This is a genomic window from Streptomyces sp. NPDC001914 (assembly GCF_042891215.1).
In the GTDB taxonomy this organism is placed as follows: domain Bacteria; phylum Actinomycetota; class Actinomycetes; order Streptomycetales; family Streptomycetaceae; genus Streptomyces.
In genome coordinates, this window is record NZ_JBIASW010000009.1 from 284029 (window position 1) to 309689 (window position 25661).

The 25661-nt window shown below is 70.9% G+C and carries 21 protein-coding genes; 13 read left to right on the top strand and 8 right to left on the bottom strand.

What is annotated here, in order from left to right; genetic code table 11:
- Positions 1 to 222: 222 nt before the first annotated feature.
- Positions 223 to 2679, bottom strand: a complete 2457-nt coding sequence (locus ACFYYF_RS25935; protein WP_388779701.1) for a SpoIIE family protein phosphatase — start codon at positions 2677 to 2679, stop codon at positions 223 to 225.
- Positions 2680 to 3089: 410 nt separating this feature from the next.
- Positions 3090 to 3533: an SRPBCC family protein gene (locus tag ACFYYF_RS25940; protein ID WP_361693775.1), complete on the bottom strand. Its 444-nt coding sequence runs from the start codon at positions 3531 to 3533 to the stop codon at positions 3090 to 3092.
- A gap of 192 nt (positions 3534 to 3725) precedes the next feature.
- Here ACFYYF_RS25940 and ACFYYF_RS25945 point away from each other — a divergent pair, with 192 nt between their 5' ends.
- The 3 genes from ACFYYF_RS25945 (at position 3726) to ACFYYF_RS25955 (ending at position 7194) form a co-directional block, all read left to right on the top strand.
- Complete coding sequence (locus ACFYYF_RS25945; protein ID WP_388779704.1) at positions 3726 to 4775, top strand: Rv2578c family radical SAM protein; 1050 nt, start codon at positions 3726 to 3728, stop codon at positions 4773 to 4775.
- A 217-nt stretch (positions 4776 to 4992) separates the two neighbouring features.
- Positions 4993 to 6573, top strand: coding sequence for an alpha/beta hydrolase (locus tag ACFYYF_RS25950; protein ID WP_388779707.1), 1581 nt, complete (start codon positions 4993 to 4995; stop codon positions 6571 to 6573).
- Positions 6574 to 6633: 60 nt separating this feature from the next.
- The gene (locus ACFYYF_RS25955) at positions 6634 to 7194 is read left to right on the top strand and encodes a GNAT family N-acetyltransferase (protein WP_388779710.1); all 561 of its coding nucleotides are present in this window, start codon (positions 6634 to 6636) and stop codon (positions 7192 to 7194) included.
- Here ACFYYF_RS25955 and ACFYYF_RS25960 read toward each other — a convergent pair.
- Positions 7191 to 7781, bottom strand: coding sequence for an adenylosuccinate lyase (locus tag ACFYYF_RS25960; RefSeq protein ID WP_361693783.1), 591 nt, complete (start codon positions 7779 to 7781; stop codon positions 7191 to 7193). The genes ACFYYF_RS25955 and ACFYYF_RS25960 overlap by 4 nt on opposite strands.
- Positions 7782 to 8152: 371 nt before the next feature.
- On the opposite strand from ACFYYF_RS25960, the gene ACFYYF_RS25965 reads away from it, so the two are divergent.
- From ACFYYF_RS25965 to pssA, 9 genes are all read left to right on the top strand, one after another.
- Complete coding sequence (locus ACFYYF_RS25965) at positions 8153 to 9958, top strand: 3-hydroxyacyl-CoA dehydrogenase family protein (protein ID WP_388779713.1); 1806 nt, start codon at positions 8153 to 8155, stop codon at positions 9956 to 9958.
- A gap of 136 nt (positions 9959 to 10094) precedes the next feature.
- Positions 10095 to 10907 (top strand): TetR family transcriptional regulator, encoded by an 813-nt coding sequence (locus ACFYYF_RS25970; protein ID WP_361693787.1) that lies wholly within the window; start codon positions 10095 to 10097, stop codon positions 10905 to 10907.
- A gap of 430 nt (positions 10908 to 11337) precedes the next feature.
- Positions 11338 to 12675 (top strand): crotonyl-CoA carboxylase/reductase, encoded by a 1338-nt coding sequence (ccrA, locus tag ACFYYF_RS25975; protein WP_388779716.1) that lies wholly within the window; start codon positions 11338 to 11340, stop codon positions 12673 to 12675.
- A gap of 9 nt (positions 12676 to 12684) precedes the next feature.
- On the top strand, positions 12685 to 14712 hold the full coding sequence (locus ACFYYF_RS25980) for a protein meaA (protein WP_361693791.1): 2028 nt from the start codon (positions 12685 to 12687) through the stop codon (positions 14710 to 14712).
- Positions 14709 to 15674: a CoA ester lyase gene (locus ACFYYF_RS25985; protein ID WP_103551078.1), complete on the top strand. Its 966-nt coding sequence runs from the start codon at positions 14709 to 14711 to the stop codon at positions 15672 to 15674. Before ACFYYF_RS25980 ends, ACFYYF_RS25985 begins: the two co-directional genes overlap by 4 nt.
- 5 nt (positions 15675 to 15679) lie before the next feature.
- Positions 15680 to 16207, top strand: a complete 528-nt coding sequence (locus ACFYYF_RS25990) for a MaoC family dehydratase (RefSeq protein WP_037621470.1) — start codon at positions 15680 to 15682, stop codon at positions 16205 to 16207.
- Between the two features lie 2 nt (positions 16208 to 16209).
- Positions 16210 to 17415: an acyl-CoA dehydrogenase family protein gene (locus tag ACFYYF_RS25995; protein ID WP_103551079.1), complete on the top strand. Its 1206-nt coding sequence runs from the start codon at positions 16210 to 16212 to the stop codon at positions 17413 to 17415.
- 170 nt (positions 17416 to 17585) lie between these two features.
- Positions 17586 to 18233 (top strand): phosphatidylserine decarboxylase, encoded by a 648-nt coding sequence (locus tag ACFYYF_RS26000; protein WP_328552592.1) that lies wholly within the window; start codon positions 17586 to 17588, stop codon positions 18231 to 18233.
- A gap of 22 nt (positions 18234 to 18255) precedes the next feature.
- Positions 18256 to 19074, top strand: a complete 819-nt coding sequence (gene pssA, locus ACFYYF_RS26005) for a CDP-diacylglycerol--serine O-phosphatidyltransferase (RefSeq protein WP_361693812.1) — start codon at positions 18256 to 18258, stop codon at positions 19072 to 19074.
- A 137-nt stretch (positions 19075 to 19211) separates the two neighbouring features.
- On the opposite strand, the gene ACFYYF_RS26010 is transcribed toward pssA, so the two are convergent.
- The 5 genes from ACFYYF_RS26010 to ACFYYF_RS26030 form a co-directional block, all read right to left on the bottom strand.
- Positions 19212 to 20474, bottom strand: coding sequence for an ABC transporter substrate-binding protein (locus ACFYYF_RS26010; protein WP_388779722.1), 1263 nt, complete (start codon positions 20472 to 20474; stop codon positions 19212 to 19214).
- Positions 20471 to 21535 carry a branched-chain amino acid ABC transporter permease gene (locus tag ACFYYF_RS26015; RefSeq protein WP_388779963.1) on the bottom strand — a complete coding sequence of 355 codons (1065 nt, stop codon included), beginning with the start codon at positions 21533 to 21535 and terminating at the stop codon, positions 20471 to 20473. The genes ACFYYF_RS26010 and ACFYYF_RS26015 overlap by 4 nt, the downstream gene beginning before the upstream one ends.
- A 61-nt stretch (positions 21536 to 21596) precedes the next feature.
- A complete protein-coding gene (locus tag ACFYYF_RS26020) occupies positions 21597 to 22487 on the bottom strand; it encodes a branched-chain amino acid ABC transporter permease (RefSeq protein ID WP_365486576.1) in 891 nt (296 codons plus the stop codon).
- On the bottom strand, positions 22484 to 23269 hold the full coding sequence (locus ACFYYF_RS26025) for an ABC transporter ATP-binding protein (protein WP_365486686.1): 786 nt from the start codon (positions 23267 to 23269) through the stop codon (positions 22484 to 22486). The genes ACFYYF_RS26020 and ACFYYF_RS26025 overlap by 4 nt, the downstream gene beginning before the upstream one ends.
- A 175-nt stretch (positions 23270 to 23444) precedes the next feature.
- A complete protein-coding gene (locus ACFYYF_RS26030) occupies positions 23445 to 24251 on the bottom strand; it encodes an ABC transporter ATP-binding protein (RefSeq protein WP_361693818.1) in 807 nt (268 codons plus the stop codon).
- 180 nt (positions 24252 to 24431) lie between these two features.
- Between ACFYYF_RS26030 and ACFYYF_RS26035 the strand changes: the two genes are divergently transcribed.
- Entirely contained in the window at positions 24432 to 25661 is a 1230-nt protein-coding gene (locus ACFYYF_RS26035) for a PucR family transcriptional regulator (RefSeq protein WP_388779725.1), read from the top strand.

The following is a 25661-nucleotide window of genomic DNA, read 5'->3' on the forward strand; positions in this document are numbered from 1 at the left end:
GTCGCGACCGCGCCCGCCGGGACCCGGCGGGCCTGATCGGTCTACCGCGCCCGGCGCGCGCCGACAAGCCGCCGGCGTGTTCCTTCACCGCTCATTCGAACCCCGTACCCCCTTCGCGCGCGGGAGCCGCGCGGGCGTGCGGGAGCGGGGCATGCGGGAGCCGGCGTGCGGGAGCGGGCGTGCGGGAGCAGGAGCGGCCGCGCGGGACGCCGCGCGAACGGATCAGCCGCGCGGCAGCGTCAGTTCGAACCACACCGTCTTGCCCGCGCCGGTACGGCTGGAGCCCCACTCGCGGGACAGCGCGCTGACGAGCCGCAGCCCGCGTCCGAACTCGTCGCCCGGACCCGCGCTGAGCAGGATCGGGAGCGTGTGGTCGTCGTCGTCCACCTCGCACAGCAGGGTGTCGCCGCGAACGAGCCGCAGCTCGATCCTGCGGCTGTGCGCGTGCCGTACCGCGTTGGTGACGAGCTCGCCGACCATCAGCGCGGCGTTGTCGGCCAGAGGGGCCAGACCCCACGCGTGGAGCTGTTCACGGACCACGGCGCGCGCTCTGCCGACCTCCACCGGATCGAGCCCCAGGCGCCATTCGGCGACGGCCTCGGGCCCTATGCCGTTGAGGCGGGCCATCAGGAGGGCGACGTCGTCCTTGCGCCCGCCGCGCGTGTTCAGGGCGCGGATGATGGTGTCGCAGGCCTGGTCCATGGACGCGGCCGGGTGGGCGGCGGACTCGCAGAGGGTCGCCAGGCCGACACCGATGTCCTCGCCGCGCACCTCGACCAGTCCGTCGGTGCACATCACCAGCCGGTCCCCGGGCGCCACCCGCACGCGGACCGCCTCGAAGGGGACTCCGCCGACGCCGATGGGCGCTCCGGTCGGCAGGTCCAGCAGCTCGCTGCGGCCGTCCGCGGCGCGGACCAGGACCGGCGGGATGTGGCCCGCGTTGGCGAGGTGCAGCATTCCGGCGATCGGGTCGTAGACGGCGTACAGGCAGGTCGCGAGATAGGTGTCGCCCAGGCGCTGGGCGAGGTCGTCGAGGTTGCGCAGGAGCTGTGCGGGCGGCAGGTCGAGCGCGGCCATGGTCTGCACGGCGGTGCGCAACTGGCCCATCATCGCCGCGGAGTTGAGGCCGTGGCCCATGACGTCCCCGACGACCAGGGCGGTGCGCGATCCGGGCAGCTTCACCGAGTCGAACCAGTCGCCGCCGACGCGTCCGAGCAGTGTGCCCGGCAGATAGCGGGTGGCGATGTCGCAGCCGGCCATGCGGGGTTCGATGGTCGGCAGCATGCTGTCCTGGAGGGTCTCTGCGACGCTCTCCTGATAGGTGTACATGCGCGCGTTGTCCAGCACGAGGCCCGCGCGGGCGGCGAGTTCGGCGCCGGTGGCCCGGTCCATGTCGTTGAACTCGACGCGCTCGGGATGGCGCAGCAGGATCATGAACCCGAGCACCACCTGACGGGCCTTGAGGGGCACGACCAGCATGGAGCGGCCGGTGATGAGCGGCCTGATGTCGCGCTTCTCGAACTGGGCGGCGATCATGTGCCCCATCTGCTCGCTGATGCGCGGCACGAGGACGGGCTCGCCGGTGGTCATGCACTGGAAGAAGGGGGTGTGCGCCGGGAAGGGCATGGCCTCGCCGACCGGTACGACGTCGTCCCAGCGGCCGGGCTCGTCCGTGTGCTCCAGGGCGACCCGGTGCCACATGGTCGTCGTGTCCGGGACTCCCTCGGGGAAGCCCTCACCGGCGACGACCTGCTCGCGCAGATAGGTGCCCGCCACGTCCGTGAAGCGCGGCACGACGGCCCGGCTGACCTCCACGATGGTCCGCGACAGATCGAGGGAGGTGCCGATGCGCCCGCTGACCTCGTTCAGGAACTCCAGACGCTCGCGCACGGCCACGTACTCGAGGTCCTCGCGCTGGTCGTCCGGGAGGTCCCGCGGCAGGGGCGCTCCGGAGGCCGCCGCGCGCACCGCCCGCTCGCGGCGCGCCTTGCGCTCCACACGCCGGGGCACGCCCCAGTCGGGAGTGACCGGCACCCGGTCGTTCTGGCTGAACTCAAGGACGGGATAACCCAGTTCCAGCACCTGGGAGACGATACGGGCGCTCTCGCCGACGCTCATGCTGGGCAGGATGTCGGGGAGCCTGCGGGCCAGTTCCTCGGCGCCGGGGAAGTCGGTGTGCAGGGCGAAGCCGGGGGCGATGCGCTCGAAGGAGACGTCGTCGTCCTCGTGCCGCATCGCGGCCGCGTCGGCGGCGAGCACGAGCAGCCGCTCCGGGCCGGGACCCACCAGCGGGTACGCCCACCACAGGACGTCGATCCGCTCGGGACCGGCCGCGGTGAGCCGGGCCCGTCCGGCGGCGGGATAGGAGAGATGTCCGTCCAGCGAGGACTCCAGGCCGGGCCCGAGTCCGTCGTACGTGGCACGGCTCCCCAAGGGGGTCGCGCCGGCGTCCTCGGGAAGCGCGCCGGAGACCGGGAGCAGGTCCACCGCGTGACGGCCCAGCGCCTCGTCCTTCGAGGCCCCGAAGAGACGCCGCGCTCCGCTGCTCCAGTGCGAGACGAGCCCGTCGCGGTCCACGACCACGACGGCCAGCGGGATACGGCCGGCGCCGGCGTGATCCGCCGCGCCGTTCCCGGCTCCCGGGCTCGGAGCTGCGCCCGCTTCGGTGCCACGGTCCATGGCCCAGGCCCTCTCTCCCCACGGCTCCGCAAGATCTGTGCCGCCCCCACCACCGTACGGCGACGGCCCGTCACGATGTGCGGCAACGCGGGAATTGACGCCACCGGGGGCGGCTCCGGCGCGCGGCACGCCCGCCCGGGCACCCGTCGGGTCCGGCCGGCCCGTCGGTTCCGGCGGCGGCCGGAGCCGCGTCGGGCGCGGGTACGACGGCCGGCCGGTCCCGCACCGGCGCGGCCCCGCCCCCGCATCCGCTTCTGGCGCCCCACCCGCAGCGTCGCCCTACCCGCAGCGTCGTCACACCCGCGGCATCATCACGCTCGCAGCCTCGTCACACCCGCCGCATCAGCACGCCCGCCACGCGCCCGCCGCGTCGGAGCCTCCGGGAACCGTGCGGTCCCGGAGGCCGGGGCTCACTTCTCGGTGTGCGCGGCCAGGTTGGCCAGCAGGGTGTCGTAGATGCGGCCGAGGCCCTTGGGTGCGAAGGTCCGCTCGAAGAAGCCGCCGATGCCGCCGGCGCCGTTCCAGACGCTGGTGACCACGACACGCGACTTGCCCTCGCCGGCCGGCGTGACACGCCAGGTGGTGACCATGGAGGAGTTGCGGTCCTTCTCGACGAGCTCGCCGTCGGTGGGCTCGCTCACCTCGAGCAGGCAGTCGCGCACCCGCTTGCTGGTGGCCTGGAGCTTCCAGTGGACGAGGGTGCCCTCACCGTCGCCGCCCTCGCGCACCTCGTACTCGCTGAAGTGCTCGGGCAGCAGCTTCGGCCGCGTGCCGCTGTAGTCGGCCAGGGCGTCGAACACCGCCTCCGCGTCCGCCGCGATGACCCGCTCCGTCGTGGCCTCGACCTGCGCCATGGCACTTCCTCCAGCACTTGGTTCCCGGGATGTACGGCCAGCCAACCACCCGGCGGCCCGGCCGCCCAAATCGGGGTGCCCGCGGGTGTGCGCGGAGCTTCCCGGGAATCGCGCGGAGCGACTCGGGAATCAGGTCGCACGATCAAGGGAACATGTGTTCTATTCTCTGTCCAGTACTAGCTAGGAGGCGCCATGCGCTGGGAGAACCTGACAGCGGACCCCGCCGGGGCCCCCGCCCGGGACGCCGCCCTGTTCGGTGCGGACGCGGTCACGACGAGGACGTTCGACACTCCGGAGTTCCGGGGGATCACGTTCCACGAGATCCGGGCGCGGTCGATCGTGAACCGGGTGCCGGGGGCCTCCCGGATGCCGTTCGAGTGGACCGTCAACCCCTATCGGGGCTGCTCACACGCCTGTGTCTACTGCTTCGCCCGCAAGACGCACAGCTATCTGGACCTCGACACCGGACTCGGCTTCGACTCGCAGATCGTGGTGAAGGTCAACGCGCCGGAGCTGCTGCGCCGCCAGCTCGCCTCGCGCCGCTGGCACGGCGAGCACATCGCCATGGGCACGAACGTCGACTGCTACCAGCGCGCCGAGGGCCGCTACCGGCTCATGCCCGGCATCATCGCGGCCCTGCGCGACCACGCGAACCCCTTCTCGATCCTGACGAAGGGCACGCTGATCCTGCGCGACCTCGACCTGCTGAAGCAGGCGTCCGAGGTCGCCGACATCGGGATCTCCGTCTCGGTGGGCTTCACCGACGGCGAGCTGTGGCGGACCGTGGAGCCGGGCACCCCGGCCCCCGAGCGCCGTCTGGACGTCGTGCGCACCCTGACGGACCACGGCATCGGCTGCGGCGTCCTCATGGCCCCCGTGATCCCCTTCCTGGGGGATCACCCCGCCCAGCTCCGCGCCACCGTACGGGCCGTCGCCGCTTCCGGGGCCACCTCGGTGACCCCTCTGGTGCTGCATCTGCGGCCCGGCGCCCGCGAGTGGTTCATGGCCTGGCTGGAACACCACCACCCCCACCTCGTACGGCGCTACGAGCGGCTCTACGCGGAGGGCGCGTACGCCCCGAAGTGGTACCAGCGCCGGATCACCCGTCAGGTCCACGAACTGGCACAGGAGTACGGCATCGGCCCCGCGCGCGCGGGAATGCCGCGCCGGATCACCGCCCCCGGGACCTCGGCCGCCCCGGCACCCGCCGCGGCGGAACCGACCCAGCTGACGCTGCTCTGACGGCCGATGACGATCCGTCACGACGGCCCGTGGCGCGCTTCCGCGTCACCGCCTGGCCCCAGGGACGCGGGTACGGCTCCTGACGGCATCCGGGCGCATCGGGCGCTCCAATCGGGTCGAGTCTCGCCGAACCAGGTTCTTCCAGGACCCCCGCCCGGCACGATACGGCGAAGGCCGTGGCGTGCACGGCTCAGATTCCTCCGTCCTGGGAGGCCTTGTGAAGAAACACGCAGCCGCTCTGTGCGGGGCGGCCGTCGTGCTGGCCGGGATGATCACGTCGGTCCCCGCCGACGCGAGCACCGGCCCCGCCGCACCGCCCACCGCCCGGACCGCGAAACCCGTCTGGAAGAAGTGCGGCACCAGCGCCTATCCGACGCTCCAGTGCGCGTCCGTGAAGGTGCCGCTGGACCATACGAACCCCTACAGCGAGCGGATCACCCTCGCCCTGTCCCGTGTCCCGCACACCGCCAAGAAGTACCAGGGGCCGTTGCTGGTGAACCCGGGCGGTCCCGGCGGCAGCGGACTCACGCTGGCCGGCTTCGTCGCCTCGGCACTGCCCACGTCCGTGGCGGCGCAGTACGACGTCATCGGCTTCGACCCGCGCGGCGTCGGCAAGAGCAAGCCGGCCCTGGACTGCGAGCCCGGGCACTTCAAGCCCGTCCGCCCCGACACCGTTCCGGGCACCAGGGCCATCGAGAGGGCCAACCTCCTCCGCGCCAGGAACTTCGCCGAGGCGTGCGCCAAGAAGTACGAGAACCTGCTGCCCTACCTCGACACGGTGAGCGCGGTCCGCGACATGGACGCGATCCGGGCGGCCCTCGGCGCCAAGAAGATCAACTACTTCGGCTACTCCTACGGCACCTATCTGGGAGCCGTGTACGCCAAGCTCTACCCGCAGCGGGTGCGCCGGCTGGTCCTCGACTCCATCGTCGACCCCACCGGGGTGTGGTACGACGACAACATCAGCCAGGACTACGCCTTCAACGACCGCCACCTGGCGTTCCTCGCGTGGGTCGCGAAGAACGACGCGGCCTACAAGCTCGGCACCGACCCGGCCGAGGTCGAGACCAAGTGGTACGCGATGCGCGCGGCGCTCGCCAAGGACCCCGCCCAGAAGAAGGTGGGCGCCTCCGAACTGGAGGACACCTTCATCCCGGGCGGCTACTACAACGGCTACTGGCCCTACCTCGCCGAGGCGTTCGCGTCCTACGTGAACGACAAGAACTCGGACGCGCTCGTGGAGGCGTACGACAACTTCGGCGCCGTCGACGCCTCGGGCGACAACGGCTACAGCGTCTACACGGCGGTCCAGTGCCGTGACGCGTCCTGGCCGCGAGACTGGAGCCAGTGGCGCGAGGACAACTGGGCGGTGTACGACAAGGCGCCGTTCATGGCCTGGAACAACGCCTGGTACAACGCGCCGTGCGCGTTCTGGTCCACGGACTCGCTGCGGCCGGTCGACATCTCCAACCGCCGGCTCCCTCCGGCACTGCTCTTCCAGGCGACCGACGACGCGGCCACTCCCTACGAGGGAGGGGTGACCGTCCATCACCAGCTGCGCGGCTCCAGCCTGGTGGTCGAGCAGGGTGGCGGCAACCACGGCATCACGCTGAGCGGCAACGCCTGTCTCGACAAGTACCTGGCCGCCTATCTGACCGACGGCAAGGTGCCGCGGGGCAGCGGCGAGGCCGACGCGGTGTGCAAGGCGCTGCCCGACCCGAAGCCGCTGGCCAAGAAGGCCATGTCCTCCTCGACGCAGGGCGCGACCCTGCACGGACTCCTGGGCTACCGGGGCTGAACCCGCCCCGTCCACAGGCCCGTCGGGGGCGCTGTCGGAGCCATGGTCCACGATGGACCCATGAACGAGCCGACGACCGCCTCCGCTCCCGACGGGCCGCGGATCCGTGCGATGACCCTCGACGACTGCGAGCGCGTGGCCGAGATCCGGGTGGGCGGCTGGCGCAGCGCGTACAAGGGGCTGATACCGCAGTCGTACCTGGACCGGCTCAGTGTGGCCGAGGACGCGGCACGTCGGCGTGAGCGTCTCGGGCGGGGCGACGCCTCCGTCGTGAACCTGGTCGCGGAGCGCGCCGGACACGTGGTCGGCTGGGCCTGCCACGGACCGGGCAGGGACGACGAAATCCGCTCCGGGGACGCCGAGTTGTACGCCATCTACGTACACCCCGACCTGCTGGGGCAAGGGGTCGGGCAGGCCCTGCTGCGGGAGTCGGTGGACCGCTGCGCGGCGGCCGGGTACGGGCGCGTGCTGCTGTGGGTGCTCAAGGAGAACACCGCGGCCCGCCGCTTCTACGAAAGGGCCGGCTTCGGCCCGGACGGCGCCGAGGAGCCCTTCGAGGCGGACGGGGTCGCGGTACCCGAGGTGCGCTACGCGCGCGTGCTGACCGCGGTGAGGCCCTAGACCGGCTCCGGGTCCGCGGTGAGCCGGGCCAGGGCGTGCACGGCCGTCTCCGCGAGCGCCGGGTGGGCCAGCGCCTCGTTCAGGACCCTTCTGGCGCGAGCGTCGCCCAGCACGCCCAGACCCTCCGCGCACGCGAGGGCCACCTTGCGGTAGGGGTCGTGCGGGCGCAGCCTGCGCTCCAGGGTGGTGATCAGCGCGGGTACGGCCTCGGGTGCCCGCAGTTCGACCAGGAGCCGCACCGGCTGGAGCGCGTACGCGACCCGCAGCTCGTTGGTGGCGAGCGCCGCCGCGGCGCGGGCGGTGCGCGGGTCGCCGAGCCGGGCCAGGGCGTGGGCCGCGGACGCGCAGCGCTCGGGATCGCGGTGGTTGAGCAGCAGGACGAGTGCTTCGAAGGACCGCCGGTCTCCCGCCGTGCCGAGCCGGAAGGCGACCAACTCCCGCGCCCAGAGCGGCTGTCCCGGCTCGGTGAGGACCGCGGCCAGTACCTCGCGGTCCCCGGTCGCCGCCAGACGTTCGTAGGCCCCCGAGGCGCCGGGCCCCGCCTCGGCCCGTAGACGCTCCGTGAGTGATCGCAACGCTTCGTCCATGGGGCGAGCTTAGGCAAGCGGGTGAGGTGCGGGGACGTACATCACAAAGTCGGGGGCTGGCGCGCTCGTTACCGGCGGGTTAAGCTCAGACGAGCGAGTTACCCACTCGTGTCTCACCTCTCGGTGGCCTGGTGACGCAGCCACCGTGAGCGCAGTCGGTTCGGTACTTCAGGTACCTCTCAGTACGGCATGGCTCCGGGACAGGGCCGGTCGGCTTTCACCGCCCATGGGCGCCCGTTCGACGGCGCCCGGGGACGGCACCGGGCGTGTGCGCTCGTCAGCCCGGAAACACCCGCAACCTCCGCACGGTGTGCGCCTGTCGGCGTACCCGCGTGCGCTCCTCAGTCGTCACCTCTTCCAGGAGTCCCGCGATGGCCACTCCCCTGTCCGACACCCCTCTGTCCCCGCTGAAGACCGTCGCCGTCATCGGCCTCGGCACCATGGGCACCGGCATCGCCGAAGTCCTGGTCCGGGCCGGCCGTGACGTGATCGGCATCGACATCAGCGAAGCCGCGGCCGCCCAGGCCGTGGCCACCCTCGAAGCCTCCACCGCCCGCGCCGTGCGGCGCGAGCACCTGAGCGAGCCGGAGCGCACGGACGCCCTCGCCCGCTTCCGCACCTTCACCGACCTCGCGGCCGCCGCCGACGCCGACCTCGTCATCGAGGTGACCCCGGAGTCGTACGACATCAAGCAGCAGGTCTTCCGGGCGCTGGACGGCATCGTGCGCCCCGAGGCGATCCTCGCGACGGGCACCAACGCCCTGTCCGTGACGCGTCTGGCCGCCGACTCGGCCCACCCCGAGCGCGTGCTCGGTCTGCACTTCTTCAACCCGGCGCCCGCGATGAAGCTCGTCGAGGTCGTCTCCTCGGTGCTGACCGCGCCGACGGCCGTCTCTGCGGTGACCGACCTGGCGCTGGAGCTCGGGAAGGAGCCCGTCGCGGTGGGCGACCGCCCCGGTTTCGTCGCCGACGGACTGCTCTTCGGCTACCTCAACCAGGCCGCCGCGATGTACGAGGCGAAGTACGCCTCCCGCGAGGACATCGACGCGGCCATGAAGCTCGGCTGCGGACTGCCCATGGGCCCGCTCGCCCTGCTCGACCTGATCGGCGTGGACACCGCGCGGACGGTCCTGGAGGCCATGTACGCCGAGTCGCACGACCGGCTGCACGCCCCCGCGCCGATCCTCAAGCAGCTCAGCGAGGCGGGCCTGACCGGGCGCAAGTCCGGCCGCGGCTTCTACTCGTACGAGGCCCCGGGCAGCGACGCCGTCGTGCGGGACGCGCTGACGCCGCTGGACGGCGCCGTCCTCGCCGAGGGCCGCACGGTCCGCTCGGTGGGTGTCGCCGGCTCCGGCACGATGGCCTCCGGGATCGCCGAGGTCTTCGCCAAGGCCGGGTACGCGGTGGTCCTCGCCGCCCGTACGGAGGAGAAGGCGCAGACCGCCAAGGCCCGCATCGGCAAGTCGCTGTCCCGGTCCGTCGACAGGGGCCGTATGACGGCCGAGGCGGCGGCGCGGACGCTGGAGCTGATCACGCCGACCGGCAGCTACGACGACTTCGCCGACGTGGACCTGGCGCTGGAGGCGGTCGCCGAGGACCTGGAGATCAAGCAGCAGCTCTTCGGCACGTTCGACAAGGTCTGCAAGCCCGGCGCGATCCTCGCCACCACCACCTCCTCGCTGCCCGTCGTCGCCTGCGCCCGCGCCACCTCGCGCCCGCAGGACGTCATCGGCATGCACTTCTTCAACCCGGCCCCGGCGATGAAGCTCGTCGAGGTCGTGCGGACCGTGCTGACCGCGGACGACGTGCACGCCACCGTGCGCGAGGTCTGCGCGAAGATCCGCAAGCACCCGGTGGACTGCGGTGACCGGGCCGGCTTCATCGTGAACGCGCTGCTCTTCCCGTACCTGAACAACGCGATCAAGATGGTGCAGGAGCACTACGCCTCGCTGGACGACATCGACGCCGCGATGAAGCTGGGCGGCGGCTACCCGATGGGACCCTTCGAGCTGCTCGACGTCGTCGGGCTCGATGTCTCGCTGGCCATCGAGAAGGTCCTGCACCGCGAGTTCCGGGACCCGGGACTGGCTCCCGCCCCGCTCCTGGAGCACCTGGTGGCCGCGGGCTGCCTCGGCCGCAAGACGGGCCGCGGCTTCCGCGAATATGCCCGCCGCTGAGGGTCCGGGCGACTGGTTCGCGGACGACGCCGACTGGGGCGGACTGCTGGGCCCCGCCGGACACCCCCCGCCCTTCCGGGGCGGGGGGATCCCCGGTCATGCGCGCTCTCCTGCGCACATGCAGTACGTTCGGGGCATGTCCCAGCCCGCCAAGTCCTCACGTACGCCAGCCACGCCCGACGCTCCGGAGAGCGCCGCGGGCGGTCGCGCGGCGGCCCAACGCCTCAAGATGCGCCGGGAACTGGCGGCCGCGGCCATGGAGCTGTTCGCCGCCAAGGGGTACGAGGCGACCACGGTCGACGAGATCGCGGCCCAGGCCGGAGTGGCCCGCCGGACGTTCTTCCGCCACTTCCGCTCCAAGGAAGAGGCGATCTTCCCCGATCACGACGACACCCTGATCCGGGCCGAGGCGGTGCTCAACGCGGCACCCCCGCACGAGCATCCGCTCGACACCGTGTGCCGCGGCATCAAGGAAGTCATGAAGATGTACGCGGCCCAGCCGGAGATCTCCGTCTCGCGCTACAAGCTGACGCGTGAGGTGCCGACGCTGCGTGAGGCCGAGATCGCCTCGGTGGCCCGCTACGAGCGGCTCTTCACCCGCTATCTGCTGGGCCACTTCGACGAGCACGCGCACGACGACGACGCCAACGACGATCCGCTGCTCGCCGAGGTCGCGGCGTCGGCCGTGGTCACGGCCCACAACCACGTCCTGCGGCGGTGGCTGCGGGCCGGCGGCCAGGGGGACGTGGAGTCCCAGCTCGACCACGCCTTCGCCATCGTCCGCAAGACCTTCGGCACCGGGATCGGCGCGGGACGGGAGACCGCGCCGCGACCGGCACCCGCCTCGTCCTTCACCGAGGGGGACGTCCTGGTGACCGTCGCCCGTGTCGACGCCCCGCTGGACCAGGTGATGCGCACCATCGAGCAGGCCCTCAAGGAACGGTCGTAGGGGCCGGCCGCCCGAGGGCGGCCCCCTAGTTCCGACCACGCGCCGGACACGCTCTCTTCGAGCGGGTCCGGCGTTTTTTGTGCCCTGGTTTGAGTGTTTTGCGAACCAGTCTGATCGATCATCGCTCACGTGTTACGTAAAGATTTCACCTGAGCGCAACTTCTGGCACTCCGTGCCTTGTCAGGTGACACGGCGTGCCATACGTTGAAGGAGTCCGGGCGGCCGGCGTGCAGAGACCATGCGTACGCCGGCTGTCCCCGCAAGCCCCATGGCCTGCGCGCCCGGACGCCTGCGTCACAGGCAACCTCCCGCGCCAACCACAGCGCTGCCAGGCACCACCCCCGCCGGACCGACGGCACACCCCTCAGCAGCAGCACCGACGTACCCCTCAGCGTTCTCCCTCGGAACGCGCATCGCCGGAGGCAACACCGTGAAGGAAATCCTGGACGCGATTCAGTCGCAGACGGCCACGTCCGCCGACTTCGCCGCTCTTCCGCTCCCCGAGTCCTACCGCGCGATCACCGTGCACAAGGACGAGACCGAGATGTTCGCCGGGCTCGCCAGCCGCGACAAGGACCCGCGCAAGTCGATCCACCTGGACGACGTGCCGGTGCCGGAACTCGGCCCGGGCGAGGCCCTGGTCGCCGTGATGGCGTCCTCCGTGAACTACAACTCGGTCTGGACGTCGATCTTCGAGCCGGTGTCGACCTTCAGCTTCCTGGAGCGCTACGGGCGGCTCAGCGACCTCAGCAAGCGCCACGACCTGCCGTACCACATCATCGGTTCGGACCTCGCGGGCGTCGTCCTGCGCACCGGCCCGGGTGTGAACTCCTGGAAGCCCGGAGACGAGGTCGTCGCGCACTGTCTGTCCGTCGAGCTGGAGTCCTCCGACGGCCACAACGACACGATGCTCGACCCCGAGCAGCGCATCTGGGGCTTCGAGACGAACTTCGGCGGGCTCGCCGAGATCGCGCTCGTCAAGTCCAACCAGCTCATGCCGAAGCCGGACCACCTGAGCTGGGAGGAGGCCGCGGCCCCCGGGCTGGTGAACTCCACCGCCTACCGGCAGCTGGTCTCCCGCAACGGCGCCGGCATGAAGCAGGGCGACAACGTGCTCATCTGGGGCGCGAGCGGTGGACTCGGCTCGTACGCCACGCAGTTCGCGCTCGCCGGCGGCGCCAACCCGATCTGTGTCGTCTCCAGCGAGCAGAAGGCGGACATCTGCCGCTCGATGGGCGCCGAGGCGATCATCGACCGCAGCGCCGAGGGCTACAAGTTCTGGAAGGACGAGAGCACCCAGGACCCGAAGGAGTGGAAGCGCTTCGGCAAGCGCATCCGCGAGTTCACCGGCGGCGAGGACATCGACATCGTCTTCGAGCACCCGGGCCGCGAGACGTTCGGCGCCTCGGTGTACGTCACCCGCAAGGGCGGCACCATCACCACCTGCGCCTCGACCTCGGGCTACATGCACGAGTACGACAACCGCTACCTGTGGATGTCGCTGAAGCGGATCATCGGCTCGCACTTCGCGAACTACCGCGAGGCCTGGGAGGCCAACCGGCTCGTCGCCAAGGGCAAGATCCACCCGACGCTCTCCAAGACCTACTCCCTGGAAGAGACCGGGCAGGCCGCCTACGACGTGCACCGCAACCTCCACCAGGGCAAGGTCGGCGTCCTCGCGCTGGCGCCCGAGGAGGGCCTGGGAGTCCGCGACCACGAGAAGCGCGCCCAGCACATCGACGCCATCAACCGCTTCCGGAACGTCTGAGGTCCACCCATGACAGAGCGCCAGAAGGACCGGCCGTGGCTCATGCGCACGTACGCCGGCCACTCCACGGCCGAGGCGTCCAACGAGTTGTACCGGCGTAACCTCGCCAAGGGGCAGACAGGGCTCTCCGTGGCCTTCGACCTGCCGACGCAGACCGGCTACGACCCCGACCACATCCTCGCCCGCGGCGAGGTCGGCCGGGTCGGTGTCCCCGTCTCGCACCTCGGTGACATGCGCCGGCTGTTCCAGGACATCCCCCTGGAGCAGATGAACACCTCGATGACCATCAACGCCACCGCCATGTGGCTGCTGGCGCTCTATCAGGTCGTCGCCGAGGAGCAGGGTGCGGACATCACCAAGCTCCAGGGGACGACCCAGAACGACATCGTGAAGGAGTACCTCTCGCGCGGGACGCACGTGTTCCCGCCGGTGCCCTCCCTCCGTCTCACGACGGACATGATCACGTACACGGTCAACCACATCCCCAAGTGGAACCCGATCAACATCTGCAGCTACCACCTGCAGGAGGCGGGCGCCACACCGGTCCAGGAGATCGCGTACGCGATGTCCACCGCGATCGCCGTCCTGGACGCGGTGTTCGCGTCCGGGCAGATCGCCGAGGACCGCAAGGGCGATGTGGTGGCCCGCATCTCCTTCTTCGTGAACGCGGGTGTCCGCTTCATCGAGGAGATGTGCAAGATGCGCGCGTTCGGGCGGATCTGGGACAAGATCACGCGTGAGCGGTACGGCATCGAGGACCCCAAGCAGCGGCGTTTCCGGTACGGCGTCCAGGTCAACTCCCTCGGTCTGACCGAGGCGCAGCCGGAGAACAACGTCCAGCGGATCGTCCTGGAGATGCTGGCCGTCACCCTGTCGAAGGACGCCCGCGCGCGTGCCGTCCAACTGCCCGCCTGGAACGAGGCGCTGGGCCTGCCCCGGCCCTGGGACCAGCAGTGGTCGCTGCGCATCCAGCAGGTGCTGGCGCACGAGAGCGACCTGCTGGAGTACGAGGACATCTTCGAGGGCTCGCACGTCGTCGAGGCCAAGGTGAACGCCCTCGTCGAGGAGTCGCTGGCCGAGATCGCGCGGATCGAGGAGATGGGCGGCGCGATGGCCGCCGTCGAGTCCGGCTACCTCAAGTCGCAGCTCGTGTCCTCGCACGCCGAGCGCCGGGGCCGTATCGAGTCCGGCAAGGAGAAGATCGTCGGCGTCAACGTCTTCGAGTCGACCGAGCCGAACCCGCTCACGGCCGACCTCGACGCGGCGATCCAGACCGTCGACCCCGCGGTCGAGGCCCGGGTCATCTCCGCGCTGACGACCTGGCGCGACACGCGCTACCAGCCTCCCTTCAACCACCCGCGCCCGTGCAAGGCGCTGGAGCGGCTGAAGGAGGCCGCGAAGGGCACCGCCAACCTCATGGAGGCCACCCTGGAGTGCGCCCGCGCCGGTGTCACCACCGGCGAGTGGGCCGGGGCCCTGCGCGAGGTGTTCGGCGAGTTCCGCGCCCCGACCGGCGTCTCCTCGGCGCCCGTCGCGGTCACCGCGGAGGAGGGCACCGCGCTCGCCCTGGTGCGCCGCAAGGTGGAGCTGACCGCCAAGGACCTCGGCGCCGGCAACCTCCGGTTCCTGGTCGGCAAGCCCGGCCTGGACGGGCACTCCAACGGCGCCGAGCAGATCGCCGTGCGGGCGCGTGACGCCGGCTTCGAGGTCGTCTACCAGGGCATCCGGCTCACCCCGGAACAGATCGTGGACGCCGCCGTGGCCGAGGACGTGCACGCCGTGGGTCTGTCCATCCTGTCCGGCTCGCACGCCCAGCTCGTGCCGGACGTCCTGGAGAAGCTGCGCGCGGCCGGTGCGGCCGACATCCCGGTGATCGCGGGCGGGATCATCCCGAACGCGGACGCCGAACAGCTGCGGGCCGCGGGAGTGGCCGCGGTCTTCACACCGAAGGACTTCGACATCACCGGAATCATCGGCCGTATCGTCGACGAGATCCGGAAAGCGAACAAGCTCGACCCCCTGGAGGTCCCCGCATGACCACGCCCGTCAACCGTCTGCGTCCCAGGCGTTCCTGTCTCGCCGTGCCGGGCAGCAACCCCCGCTTCCTGGAGAAGGCCCAGGGGCTGCCCGCGGACCAGGTCTTCCTGGACCTGGAGGACGCGTGCGCGCCGCTGGCCAAGCCCGACGCCCGGCACACCATCGTCAAGTTCCTCAACGAGGGTGACTGGACCGGCAAGACGCGGGTCGTGCGCGTCAACGACTGGACGACCGAGTGGACGTACCGCGACGTCGTCACGGTCGTCGAGGGCGCGGGGCAGAACCTCGACTGCATCATGCTGCCGAAGGTGCAGACGGCCGAGCAGGTCGTGGCCCTCGACCTCCTGCTGACGCAGATCGAGAAGACGATGGGCTTCGAGGTCGGCAAGATCGGCATCGAGGCGCAGATCGAGAACGCCCAGGGCCTCAACAACGTCAACGCGATCGCCACCGCCTCGCAGCGCGTGGAGACCATCATCTTCGGCCCGGCCGACTTCATGGCGTCGATCAACATGAAGTCGCTGGTCGTGGGCGAGCAGCCGCCCGGCTACCCGGCGGACGCCTACCACTACATCCTGATGAAGATCCTGATGGCCGCGCGCGCCAACAACCTCCAGGCGATCGACGGTCCCTACCTCCAGATCCGCAACATCGACGGCTACCGCGCGGTGGCCCAGCGCGCCGCGGCCCTCGGCTTCGACGGCAAGTGGGTGCTGCACCCCGGTCAGGTGGAGGCCTCGAACGAGATCTTCTCCCCCTCGCAGGAGGACTTCGACCACGCCGAGCTGATCCTGGACGCGTACGACTACTACACGTCCGAGGCGGGCGGCAAGAAGGGCTCCGCGATGCTCGGCGACGAGATGATCGACGAGGCCAGCCGCAAGATGGCGCTCGTCATCTCGGGCAAGGGCCGCGCCGCCGGCATGCAGCGCACCACCTCGTTCGAAGCCCCGGAGGCCTGAGCACCATGCAGTTCGGACGCACCTACGAAGAGTTCGAGGTCGGGGCGGTCTACAAGCACTGGCCCGGAAAGACGGTCACGGAGTACGACGACCACCTCTTCTGCCTGCTGACCATGAACCACCACCCGCTCCACATGGACAGCAACTACGCGGAGAAGACGACCGATTTCGGCAAGAACGTCGTCGTCGGCAACTACATCTACTCGCTGCTGCTGGGCATGTCCGTGCCGGACGTCTCCGGCAAGGCGATCGCCAACCTGGAGATCGAGTCGCTGAAGCACGTGGCGCCGACCTTCCACGGCGACACGATCTACGGCGAGACGACCGTCCTCGACAAGACGCCCTCCCGGTCCAAGTCGGACCGCGGGATCGTCTACGTGGAGACCAAGGGCTACAAGCAGGACGGCACGCTGGTCTGCGTGTTCCGCCGCAAGGTGATGGTCCCCACCGAGACGTACATCAAGGAGCGCGGCGGCGAGCAGCCCGGCCGGCCCGAACTCACCGCCCCGGCGGAGAAGAAGACGGAGAAGTAGTCATGGCGCGACTCGCCCAGACCGCCGGTCTGACCGATGTCCAGCAGGAGATCCTCTCCACGGTCCGCGATTTCGTGGACAAGGAGATCATCCCGGTCGCCACCGAGCTGGAGCACCGCGACGAGTACCCCCAGCAGATCGTCGACGGACTCAAGGAGCTGGGCCTCTTCGGGCTGATGATCCCCGAGGAGTACGGCGGTCTCGGCGAGTCCCTCCTCACGTACGCGCTGTGCGTCGAGGAGATCGCCCGCGGCTGGATGTCGGTCTCCGGCATCATCAACACCCACTTCATCGTGGCGTACATGCTCAAGCAGCACGGGACGCAGGAGCAGAAGGACCACTTCCTGCCCCGCATGGCGCTCGGCGAGGTGCGCGGCGCCTTCTCGATGTCGGAGCCGGGCCTCGGCTCGGATGTGTCCGCCATCACGTCCAAGGCGGTCAAGGACGGCGACGAGTACGTCCTGAACGGCCAGAAGATGTGGCTGACGAACGGCGGATCCTCGACTCTGGTGGCCGTTCTGGTCCGAAGTGACGAAGGACACCCCGAGGGCACGGCCCCCCACAAGTCGATGACGACCTTCCTCGTGGAGAAGGAGCCCGGCTTCGGAGAGGTCCGCCCGGGTCTCACCATCCCCGGGAAGATCGACAAGATGGGTTACAAGGGGGTCGACACCACCGAACTCATCATGGACGGACTGCGCATTCCGGCCAATCGGGTCCTCGGCGGCACCACCGGCCGAGGGTTTTACCAAATGATGGACGGAGTCGAGGTCGGCCGCGTCAATGTCGCGGCTCGTGGCTGCGGCGTCGCACAGCGTGCATTTGAGCTGGGTGTCTCATATGCCCAGCAACGTCACACTTTCGGCAAGGCGATCGCCCAGCACCAGGCCATCCAGTTCAAGTTGGCCGAGATGGCTACCAAGGTCGAGGCCGCCCATGCAATGATGGTGAACGCGGCTCGCAAAAAGGACTCCGGGGAACGAAACGACCTCGAAGCAGGGATGGCGAAGTACCTCGCCTCCGAGTACTGCAAAGAGGTCGTGGAAGATGCGTTCCGGATCCACGGCGGCTACGGCTTCTCCAAGGAGTACGAGATCGAGCGCCTCTACCGTGAGGCACCGATGCTGCTGATCGGCGAAGGTACCGCCGAAATCCAGAAAATGATCATCGGGCGCCGGCTGCTCGAAGAGTATCGACTCCAGGGCTAGATGTCCGGGTTCGGGGTGTTTTCTTCGCGAAGAAGATCACACCCCGTCAGCTCTCTTCAGCCGTCGACTCCGCATCTTGGCTTGCCCAGTTGCGGTCTGCGACCGGTACGATCGCGTGAAAGCCGCCGTCCCCCGTTCGAGCGCGGCATCATCCGCTACGAAGGTCATCCATGCCCCACAGCCAAACCTCTGCACCTCGCGGCCGGGTCCGCCTCGCGCGCGGAGCATCGCCGTGGCTTCTCCCGACCGTTGCCACCGCAGCACTCAGCCTGGCCCGTTCGCGCCGTTCCGGCGCGGCCAAGGCCGTGGCCGTACCCGTCACCGCGCTCGCGGCCGGGATGCTGTGGTTCTTCCGCGACCCCGAGCGCGAGATCACGCAGGGCCGTGTCATCTCGCCCGCCGACGGTGTGGTGCAGAGCATCATGCCGTGGAAGGACGGACGCACCCGCGTCGCGATCTTCATGAGCCCGCTCAACGTCCACGTCAACCGCGCGCCCCTCTCCGGCACGGTGACGTCGGTCGAGCACATCCCCGGCGGGTTCGTTCCGGCGTTCAACAAGGAGAGCGAGAACAACGAGCGCGTCGTCTGGCACTTCGACACCGAACTCGGTGACATCGAGATGATCCAGATCGCCGGCGCCGTCGCCCGCCGCATCGTGCCCTACATCCCGCAGGGGACGAAGGTCGAGCAGGGCGACCGGATCGGTCTGATCCGCTTCGGCTCGCGCGTTGACATCTACCTCCCCGAGGGTGTCGAGGTCGACGTGGAGGTCGGTCAGAAGACCGTGGCTGGGGTGACTCGAATTGACCGTGATTGATCCCGAGACACAGGCCGGCTGGGTGCCGGAGGCCGACGAGGTGGACGACGAGGAGGAGATGCCTCTCTCGCTCCGCCTGTCGATAGCGGACACGCTCACGCTCGGCAACGCCACGTGCGGCTTCATGGCGGTGTACTACACCACCACCGGCATCCTGATCCCGCACCTCACGGGCAGCGACGAGTCGGGCATGGCCCGTCACTCCGCCGCGACGGCCGTGATCCTCATGCTGTGCGCCGCGATCTTCGACCTGTTCGACGGCCTGGTGGCGCGCAAGCTGCGCTCCTCCCCCATGGGCGCCGAGCTGGACAACCTGTCCGACCTGATCAGCTTCGGCCTCGCGCCGGCGTACTTCGTGCTGGTCTACGGCATGGTCGCGGACGACGCCTACCAGAAGGTGGCGGCGGTCGGGGCGATCGTGGTGCTCCTGGCCGTGGTGCTGAGGCTCGCGAGATTCTCCTGCGTCACGGTGAAGGACGGCACGTTCCAGGGCATGCCGAGCCCGTTCGGCGCGCTGACGGTGGTCTCGATCATCCTGCTGGAGCTGCCCTTCGTGGCCACGCTGCTGGCGATCATGGGCACCGCCTGGCTGATGGTGAGCCGGGTCGAGTACCCGAAGCCGCGCGGCCGCCTCGCGGTGGCGATGCTCTCGTGGATCGTGCTCTCGATGGCGCTCCTGGCGGCCTGGGCGTTCGACGCCCCCGGCGGCCAGCTCCTCCTCCAGACCGGCTGCGCGCTGCAGCTCGTCATGGGCGCGGTGATCCCGCTGTTCGCCACGGCCCGCCGGGTGAACAACTTCCGGGGCAACCGCCGTGAGGCACGGGCGGCACAGCTCCCGTAACACCCCGTACGACATGGAAGGGCCCCGAACCGGACGGTTCGGGGCCCTTCCGCTTGGGCGGGTCCTCCGCGGGTTCTTCCGCACCGTGCGCCCCCGCGCCGGGGCGCATGGGATCACGCGCCGGGCGTGCGCCGGGGTCAGGCGCCGGGTGTGTAACCCTGTGCGACGGACGAGGCCGCCGCCTCACGGACGACCTTCATGCCGCCCACGGCGTTCTTGTCGGGCCGCAGGATGACGCTCTCCTTCGACGAAGCCGACTTCGGGTCGCTGAAGTCCTGGGTGATGCCGAAGCCCGGGTCGAACGCCTTGACGGTCAGCAGGGCCTTGTCGACGCCCTCGCGGGTGAGGTCCTTGGCCGCGCAGGCCTTCTTCAGCGCCTCGCCGAACGCCGACGCGGCCGTCCAGCCCGCCACCACGCCGTTGTCCAGGGAGTCCTTCGGATAGGCGGCCTTGTAGTCCGCGACCAGCTTCTTCGCCTCGGGGGTGTCCGCGCCGATCGGCAGCGAGGGGCTCGCGACGTAGTAGTTCGCCTCCAGGGCCGGGGCCGCGGCGGTGGCCAGGAGCTGCGGGGCGAAGGCCGAGTTGTTGCCGATCACCGGCACGCCCAACTTGACGGCGGCCGCGACCCCGACGAGCGAGGCCGCCTGCCGCGGGCCCGCGCTGATCACGACCGCCTTCACGCCGGCCTTCTTCAGCGCGACGACCTGGCCGGTCATGTCGTTGTCCGTCGGCTTGATCTTCTGTTCCACGACCTTGAGCCCCGCCTGCTTCGCCATGTACCGGGAGCCGGTCAGGGCGTTCTCGCCGTAGTCGCCCTCGAAGTACACATGGCCGATGCTGTCGCCCTTCTTCAGCCCCTTCTCCTTCATCAGGAAGTCGATCGCGTTGATCGTCTCGATGTCGTACGTGGAGCCGATGGGCCGGATGTACGGGCTGCCCAGCAGGGTGGCCGACCAGGCCTGCGGCAGGACCAGGGCCTTGTCCTGGCCGTCGATGCGCTGCTTGACGGCCGCGACGAACGGCGAGCCGATGAACTGCGTGAAGCCCAGCACCTTCGGCGCCAGCTCCGTGTAGCCGGAGACGGCCTTCTGCGGGTCGTACCCGTGGTCGCGGACCGTCAGCGCCAGCTTGTAGCCGCAGACGCCACCGGCGGCGTTGGTCTGCTTCACATAGAGCTGCTGGGCCTGGGTCACGCTCTTGCCGAGCGTCGCGTAGACGCCGCTCATGTCGGTGAGGACTCCGAGACTGATCGTCTTCCCGGAGATCCCCTTGCCGGTCCTGACCCCGCCGGCCGCCCCCTCGCCGTCGTCGCCGTCCTTCGCCTTGGAGCTGCATCCGGCCAGCACGAGCAGGGCGGCCAGCGCCCCGGCGGCCACCCTCGCGGTGTGTGTCGTTCTCATCGTTCCTCCCCTTCAGTGGCCCCGGGACGGGGTGTGACGCGAAGCCGGGCGGCCACACTGACCAGGCCGCCCGGAAGAAAGAGCACCACCGCCACGACGGCGGCGCCGTACAGGTACCGGGCCGCCTCGCCCGGCGCGATCCCGCCCATGCCCGGGTCGGAGACCAGGGGAAGCGTGTCGCTGTAGCGGGTCAGCACCTGGGGCAGCAGCGAGACGAACACGGCCCCGGCCGCCGCCCCCGCCACCGAGCCGAGCCCGCCGATGACGATCATGGCGAGGTAGTCGAGCGAGAGGGTGATCCCGAAGTAGTCCGGCACCGTGCGCTGGAAGACCAGGGCGAGCAGCACCCCGGCCAGGCCCGCGTACATCGAGGACAGGACGAAGACGCCGGCGCGGTAGCGGGCGACGGGGACGCCGATCACCCCGGCGGCGATCCGGTGGTCGCGGATGGCGTTCATCGCCCGGCCGGGCCGGCCGCGCAGCACCCCGCGGGCGAACAGCCCGCAGCCGAGGAGCAGCAGCAGACCCACGTACCAGAGCTTCTCGGCCGAGCCGAAGGGCACGTTCGCGACGAGCAGCTCGCGGTCGTCGAAGGTGAGACCGAAGAGGCTGAGCGGCGGTACGTCGCGGCCGTTGAAGCCGCCCGTGAGATCCCGGGCGTTGAACAGGACGTGCTGTCCGATGAAGATCAGGGCGAGTGTGGCGATGCCCAGGTAGGCGCCGCGCAGCCGTCCCGCGATGGGGCTGAACAGGCCTCCGGCGATCCCGGAGACGGCCACGGCGAGCACGGCCGCGAGCCAGGCGGGCAGTCCGAGCCCGGTGAGCCCGTCGCCCCCGTCGCCGGCGAACACGCAGTAGCCGTACGCGCCGACCGCGAGGAAGAAGGCGTGCCCCATGGAGAGCTGCCCGGTCGCGCCGGTGAGGAGGTTCAGGCCGATGGCGCCGATCGCGGCGGCCATCGCGAACAGTCCGGCCTGCAGCCAGAAGCGGTCGACGTAGAAGGGCAGCGCGAGGAGCAGGACGATGCCGACGGCCCCGGTGGCGGTCCGGGCCGCGGGCAGCCGGACCGTGCGCCGGCGGGCGGGGCGGGCTGTGCTGCCCGCCTCGTCGTGGGTGAGGACCTCAGACACGGGCGAGCTCCTTCGTGCCGAACAGCCCGGCGGGCCGGATGAGCAGGATCGCGACCATGACCAGGTAGGGCGCGAGGTCGCCGAGACCGCGCCCGAGGAAGGTCAGGTCGCTCTGGTAGCCGGTGGCCAGGGACTCGGTGACGCCGACGAGGAGTCCGCCGACCAGCGCGCCGGTCGTCGAGTCGAGGCCGCCGAGGATCGCGGCGGGGAAGGCCTTGAGCGCGGCGAGCGAGGTGGCGCGTTCCAGCCCGGGTGTCGGGAAGACGGTCAGGAACAGCGCGGCGACGGCCGCGAGGCCGCCGGCCACCGCCCAGGCCCCCAGCGAGACCCGCCCGAGCCGGACCCCCATCAGGGCGGCGGTCTCCGGGCTCTCGGCCGCGGCACGCATCGCCACGCCCCAGGAGGTGTACCGGAAGGCCAGCAGGAAGACCGTGATGAGCAGGGACGCGGTGACGAAGGCCGCGATCCGGGTGTGGGCGACGGAGACGGGGCCGACGGTGAGGACGGCGGCACCCCAGGGGTCGCCGAGGGCCAGGACGTCCGTGCCGATCCGGCGGGTGAGTTCGGTGGTGAGCAGGATGTCGACGCCGATGGTGACGATCGCGAGGACGCTCTGGTCGGAACCCCGGTAGCGGCGCATCACCAGGAACTCGACGGCGGCGCCCACCACCGCGGCGCCCGCGACCCCGGCGAGCAGGGCGGGCCAGAAGCCGATGTCGTCGTGGAGGGTCGCGGTGACGTAGCCGCCCGCCAGGAGCAGGGAGGCGTGCGCGAAGTTGACGACCTCGGTGGCCCGGAAGATGACGACGAATCCGAGGGCCACGAGGGCGTAGACCGATCCCATGGACAGGCCGTTGAGCAGGAGTTCGACGAAGGTGCTCATGACGCGGTCTCCTCCGGTTCGGCGCGCTCGCCCAGGTAGGCCCGTACGACGGCCGGATCGTTCTGTACGTCCGCGGGGGCGCCGTCGGCGATCCGGCGCCCGAAGTCGAGTACGGTCACCGCGTCCGCGAGCCGCATCACCACCCCCATGTCGTGTTCCACGAGCACGATCGAGATGCCGAGGCTGTCGCGGACCCCCGCGACGACCGCGGCGGTACGGCGCCGTTCGTCGGCGGTCATGCCGGCGACGGGTTCGTCCAGGAGCAGGACCCGGGGTTCCATGCACAGCGCCCGGGCCAGCTCGGCGAGCTTCTGCTGTCCGTACGGGAGCGAGCCGGCGGGCCGGTGGAGCTGTCGCTCCAGGCCCACGAACGCGGCGATCTCGCGGACGCGTTCGCGGTGGCGCCGGTCCTCGCGGGCCGCCGAGGGCAGCCGCAGGCCGGCGGCGAGGAATCCGGCGCGGGTCAGCCGGTGCCGGCCGAGCAGCAGACAGTCCTCGACGGTGGCGTGCGGGGGCAGGGCGAGGTTCTGGAAGATCCGGGCCACGCCGAGCGCGGCGATCCTGTGGGGCGGCAGGCCGGTGAGCTCGTGCTCCCCGAGGCGGACGCTTCCGGCTGCGGGCCGGCACACACCGGACAGCACGTTGAAGCAGGTGGACTTGCCCGCGCCGTTCGGTCCGATGAGGGCGTGCACGGTGCCCGGCCGCACGGTGAAGCCCACCGCGTCGAGCGCGGTCAGCCCGGCGAAGCGGACGGTCACGTCCCGGACGTCGAGCGCCGGGATGCCGGGGGGCACGTCCGCGTGCACGGCCGGACGGGCGGCGGTCGCCGGGGCGTCCGTACGAGCGGCGCTCGCCGGAATGTCCGGACGGGCGGGGGTCTCCGGGGTGCCCGGACGGGCGGGGGTCGCCGGGGCGGCGGTGCGGGCCGCCTTGTCGTCGTGTTGCTCCACGCCGTGTTCACCCCTTCCAGCGGGACAGTGACGGAAGGCCGTCGGACGGGGCCGCGCCGTCTGCCGCGGCGTCCTCGTCGACCACGCCGAGATAGCGCCGGCGCACCTCGTCGGAGGCGGCGAGCTCGTCCGCGGGGCCGGACAGGGTGACCTCGCCGACCTCCAGGACGTGGGCGCTGGACGCGAGGCGCAGCGCGAGGGCGGCGTTCTGTTCGACGAGCAGGACCGAGGTGCCCTGTTCGTTGATCTCCCGCACGGTGTCGGCGATCCGCGCGGCCATCAGCGGGGCGAGCCCGAGGGAGGGCTCGTCGAGCAGCAGCACCCTGGGCGAGCCCATGAGCGCCCGGCCGACCGCGAGCATCTGCTGCTCACCGCCGGACAGGAGTCCGGCCCGCTGGCCGGCGCGGTCGGCGAGGACGGGGAACAGCTCGTGCACCCGCCGCAGGGCGCGCGCCCGGCCGGCCCGCCCGCCGGTGCCGCCGAGGGCTCCGGCGCGCAGATTGTCCGCGACCGTCATCCGGCTGAACACCCGCCGCCCTTCGGGGACTTGGGACACCCCGGCGGCGACCACCCGGTCCGGCGGCAGCCGGTCCAGCGGGCGTCCGCCCAGGGTGACCGTGCCGCCGGTGACCGCGCCCCCGTGGAAGGAGAGGGTCCGGCACACCGCCCGCAGCAGCGTCGACTTGCCCGCGCCGTTGCCGCCGAGGACCGTCACCACGGCCGCCTCGGGCACCTCCAGCGACACATGACGCAGTGCGCGTACGGGGCCGTATCCGACCGACAGATCCCGCACGAGCAGAGCGGAACCGCCCATGGCATCTCCCTTGTTCTGGCTCGGTGTGGCGCTCACCTCAGCACCGGAGGGCACCCCCGTCCACGGGCTGCCGCCGAAACGCGGCGGGAGCCCACCGGTGGCGCCCGCCCGTTGTGCACGCGCACAACACCGCGTGTCAGGGGCCTGTGCGACCCCGGGTCCCGGTGGCATCCTCCGGCCATGGGAGGGCGCAGACCGCGGACCGGTCATGACTGGAAGCTGCTCGCGGAGTCGTGCACGGCTCTGCTGGAACGGCTGCCCGAGCTCGTCGACGAGCACGTCAGGCAGCTCACCGAGTACTCCCCCGTCTACGGACAGGTGCTGCCGTACGACCAGCAGTGGCGGGAGGCGGAGACCGCGATGCGCATCGGCATCAAGGCGATCTCCGCGCCCCGGGACTCACCGCGCCGCGATCTGGAGCACGCCGAGGAGGCGGGCCGGCGGCGGGCCCACCAGGGGCTGCCCCTCGAACTCCTCGTGCACGCCTACCGTGCCGCGGGGTATCTGGTGTGGGACGCGCTGATGGAGAGCGCGGCGAGCCGTGAACCCGAGCGGCTCGCGGTGCTCATGCGGTGCGCCACGATGGTGTGGTCGGCGGTGGACGCGCAGGCCGCGACCGCCTCGGAGGCCTACCTCGCCACGGAACAGGAGCTGCGGCGGCGCACGGACGAGCAGTTGCAGGCCCTGCTCGACGCGCTGCTCGACGGTCATCAGGCCCCGGGGCTCGCGGCCCGGGCGGCGGCCGGTCTCGATCTGCCCGAGCACGGGCCGTACGCCGTCGTCGTGCTGCGCACGGAGCGCCACGACGGACGGGACGTCTGTGTCCGGCCGGTGCTGGGCGCGGGGCTGCGGTTCATCTGGCGGATGCGGGCCGACTGCGAGATCGCGGTGGTGGCACTGGACGCCGGACAGGGCCTCGACGGGGTGGCCCGGGTGCTGGACGGGCGGCGTTCGGGCCCGGGCGGCATCTCTCCCGTGGTGTCGGGTCTGGGTGAGCTGGGGCGGGCCCGGCGGTGGGCCGAACTGGCGCTGCGCACCTGCCCGCCGGACGCGACCGGTGTCGTACGCCTCGATCAGCGGATGCCGACGGCGCTCGTGGTGAGCCAGCCCGAGCTGGCGGGCAGGCTGGTGTCGGACGTGTTCGGCGCGTTGCTGGAGCTCGAACCCGGGGACCGGGCCGTGCTGATCGAGACGCTGGACATGTGGCTGGCCTGCGAGGGGTCCGCGGGACGCGCCGCAGGACGTCTGTACTGCCACCGCAACACGGTCTTCAACCGGCTGCGCCGACTGGAACAACTCACCTCACGCTCCCTGGCCCGCCCCCGCGACCTGATCGAGATGACCCTGGCCCTGGACGCCTACCGCCTGGCGGGAACACCGGCGGCCACCGGGGCGGGACCGGGCCGGTGA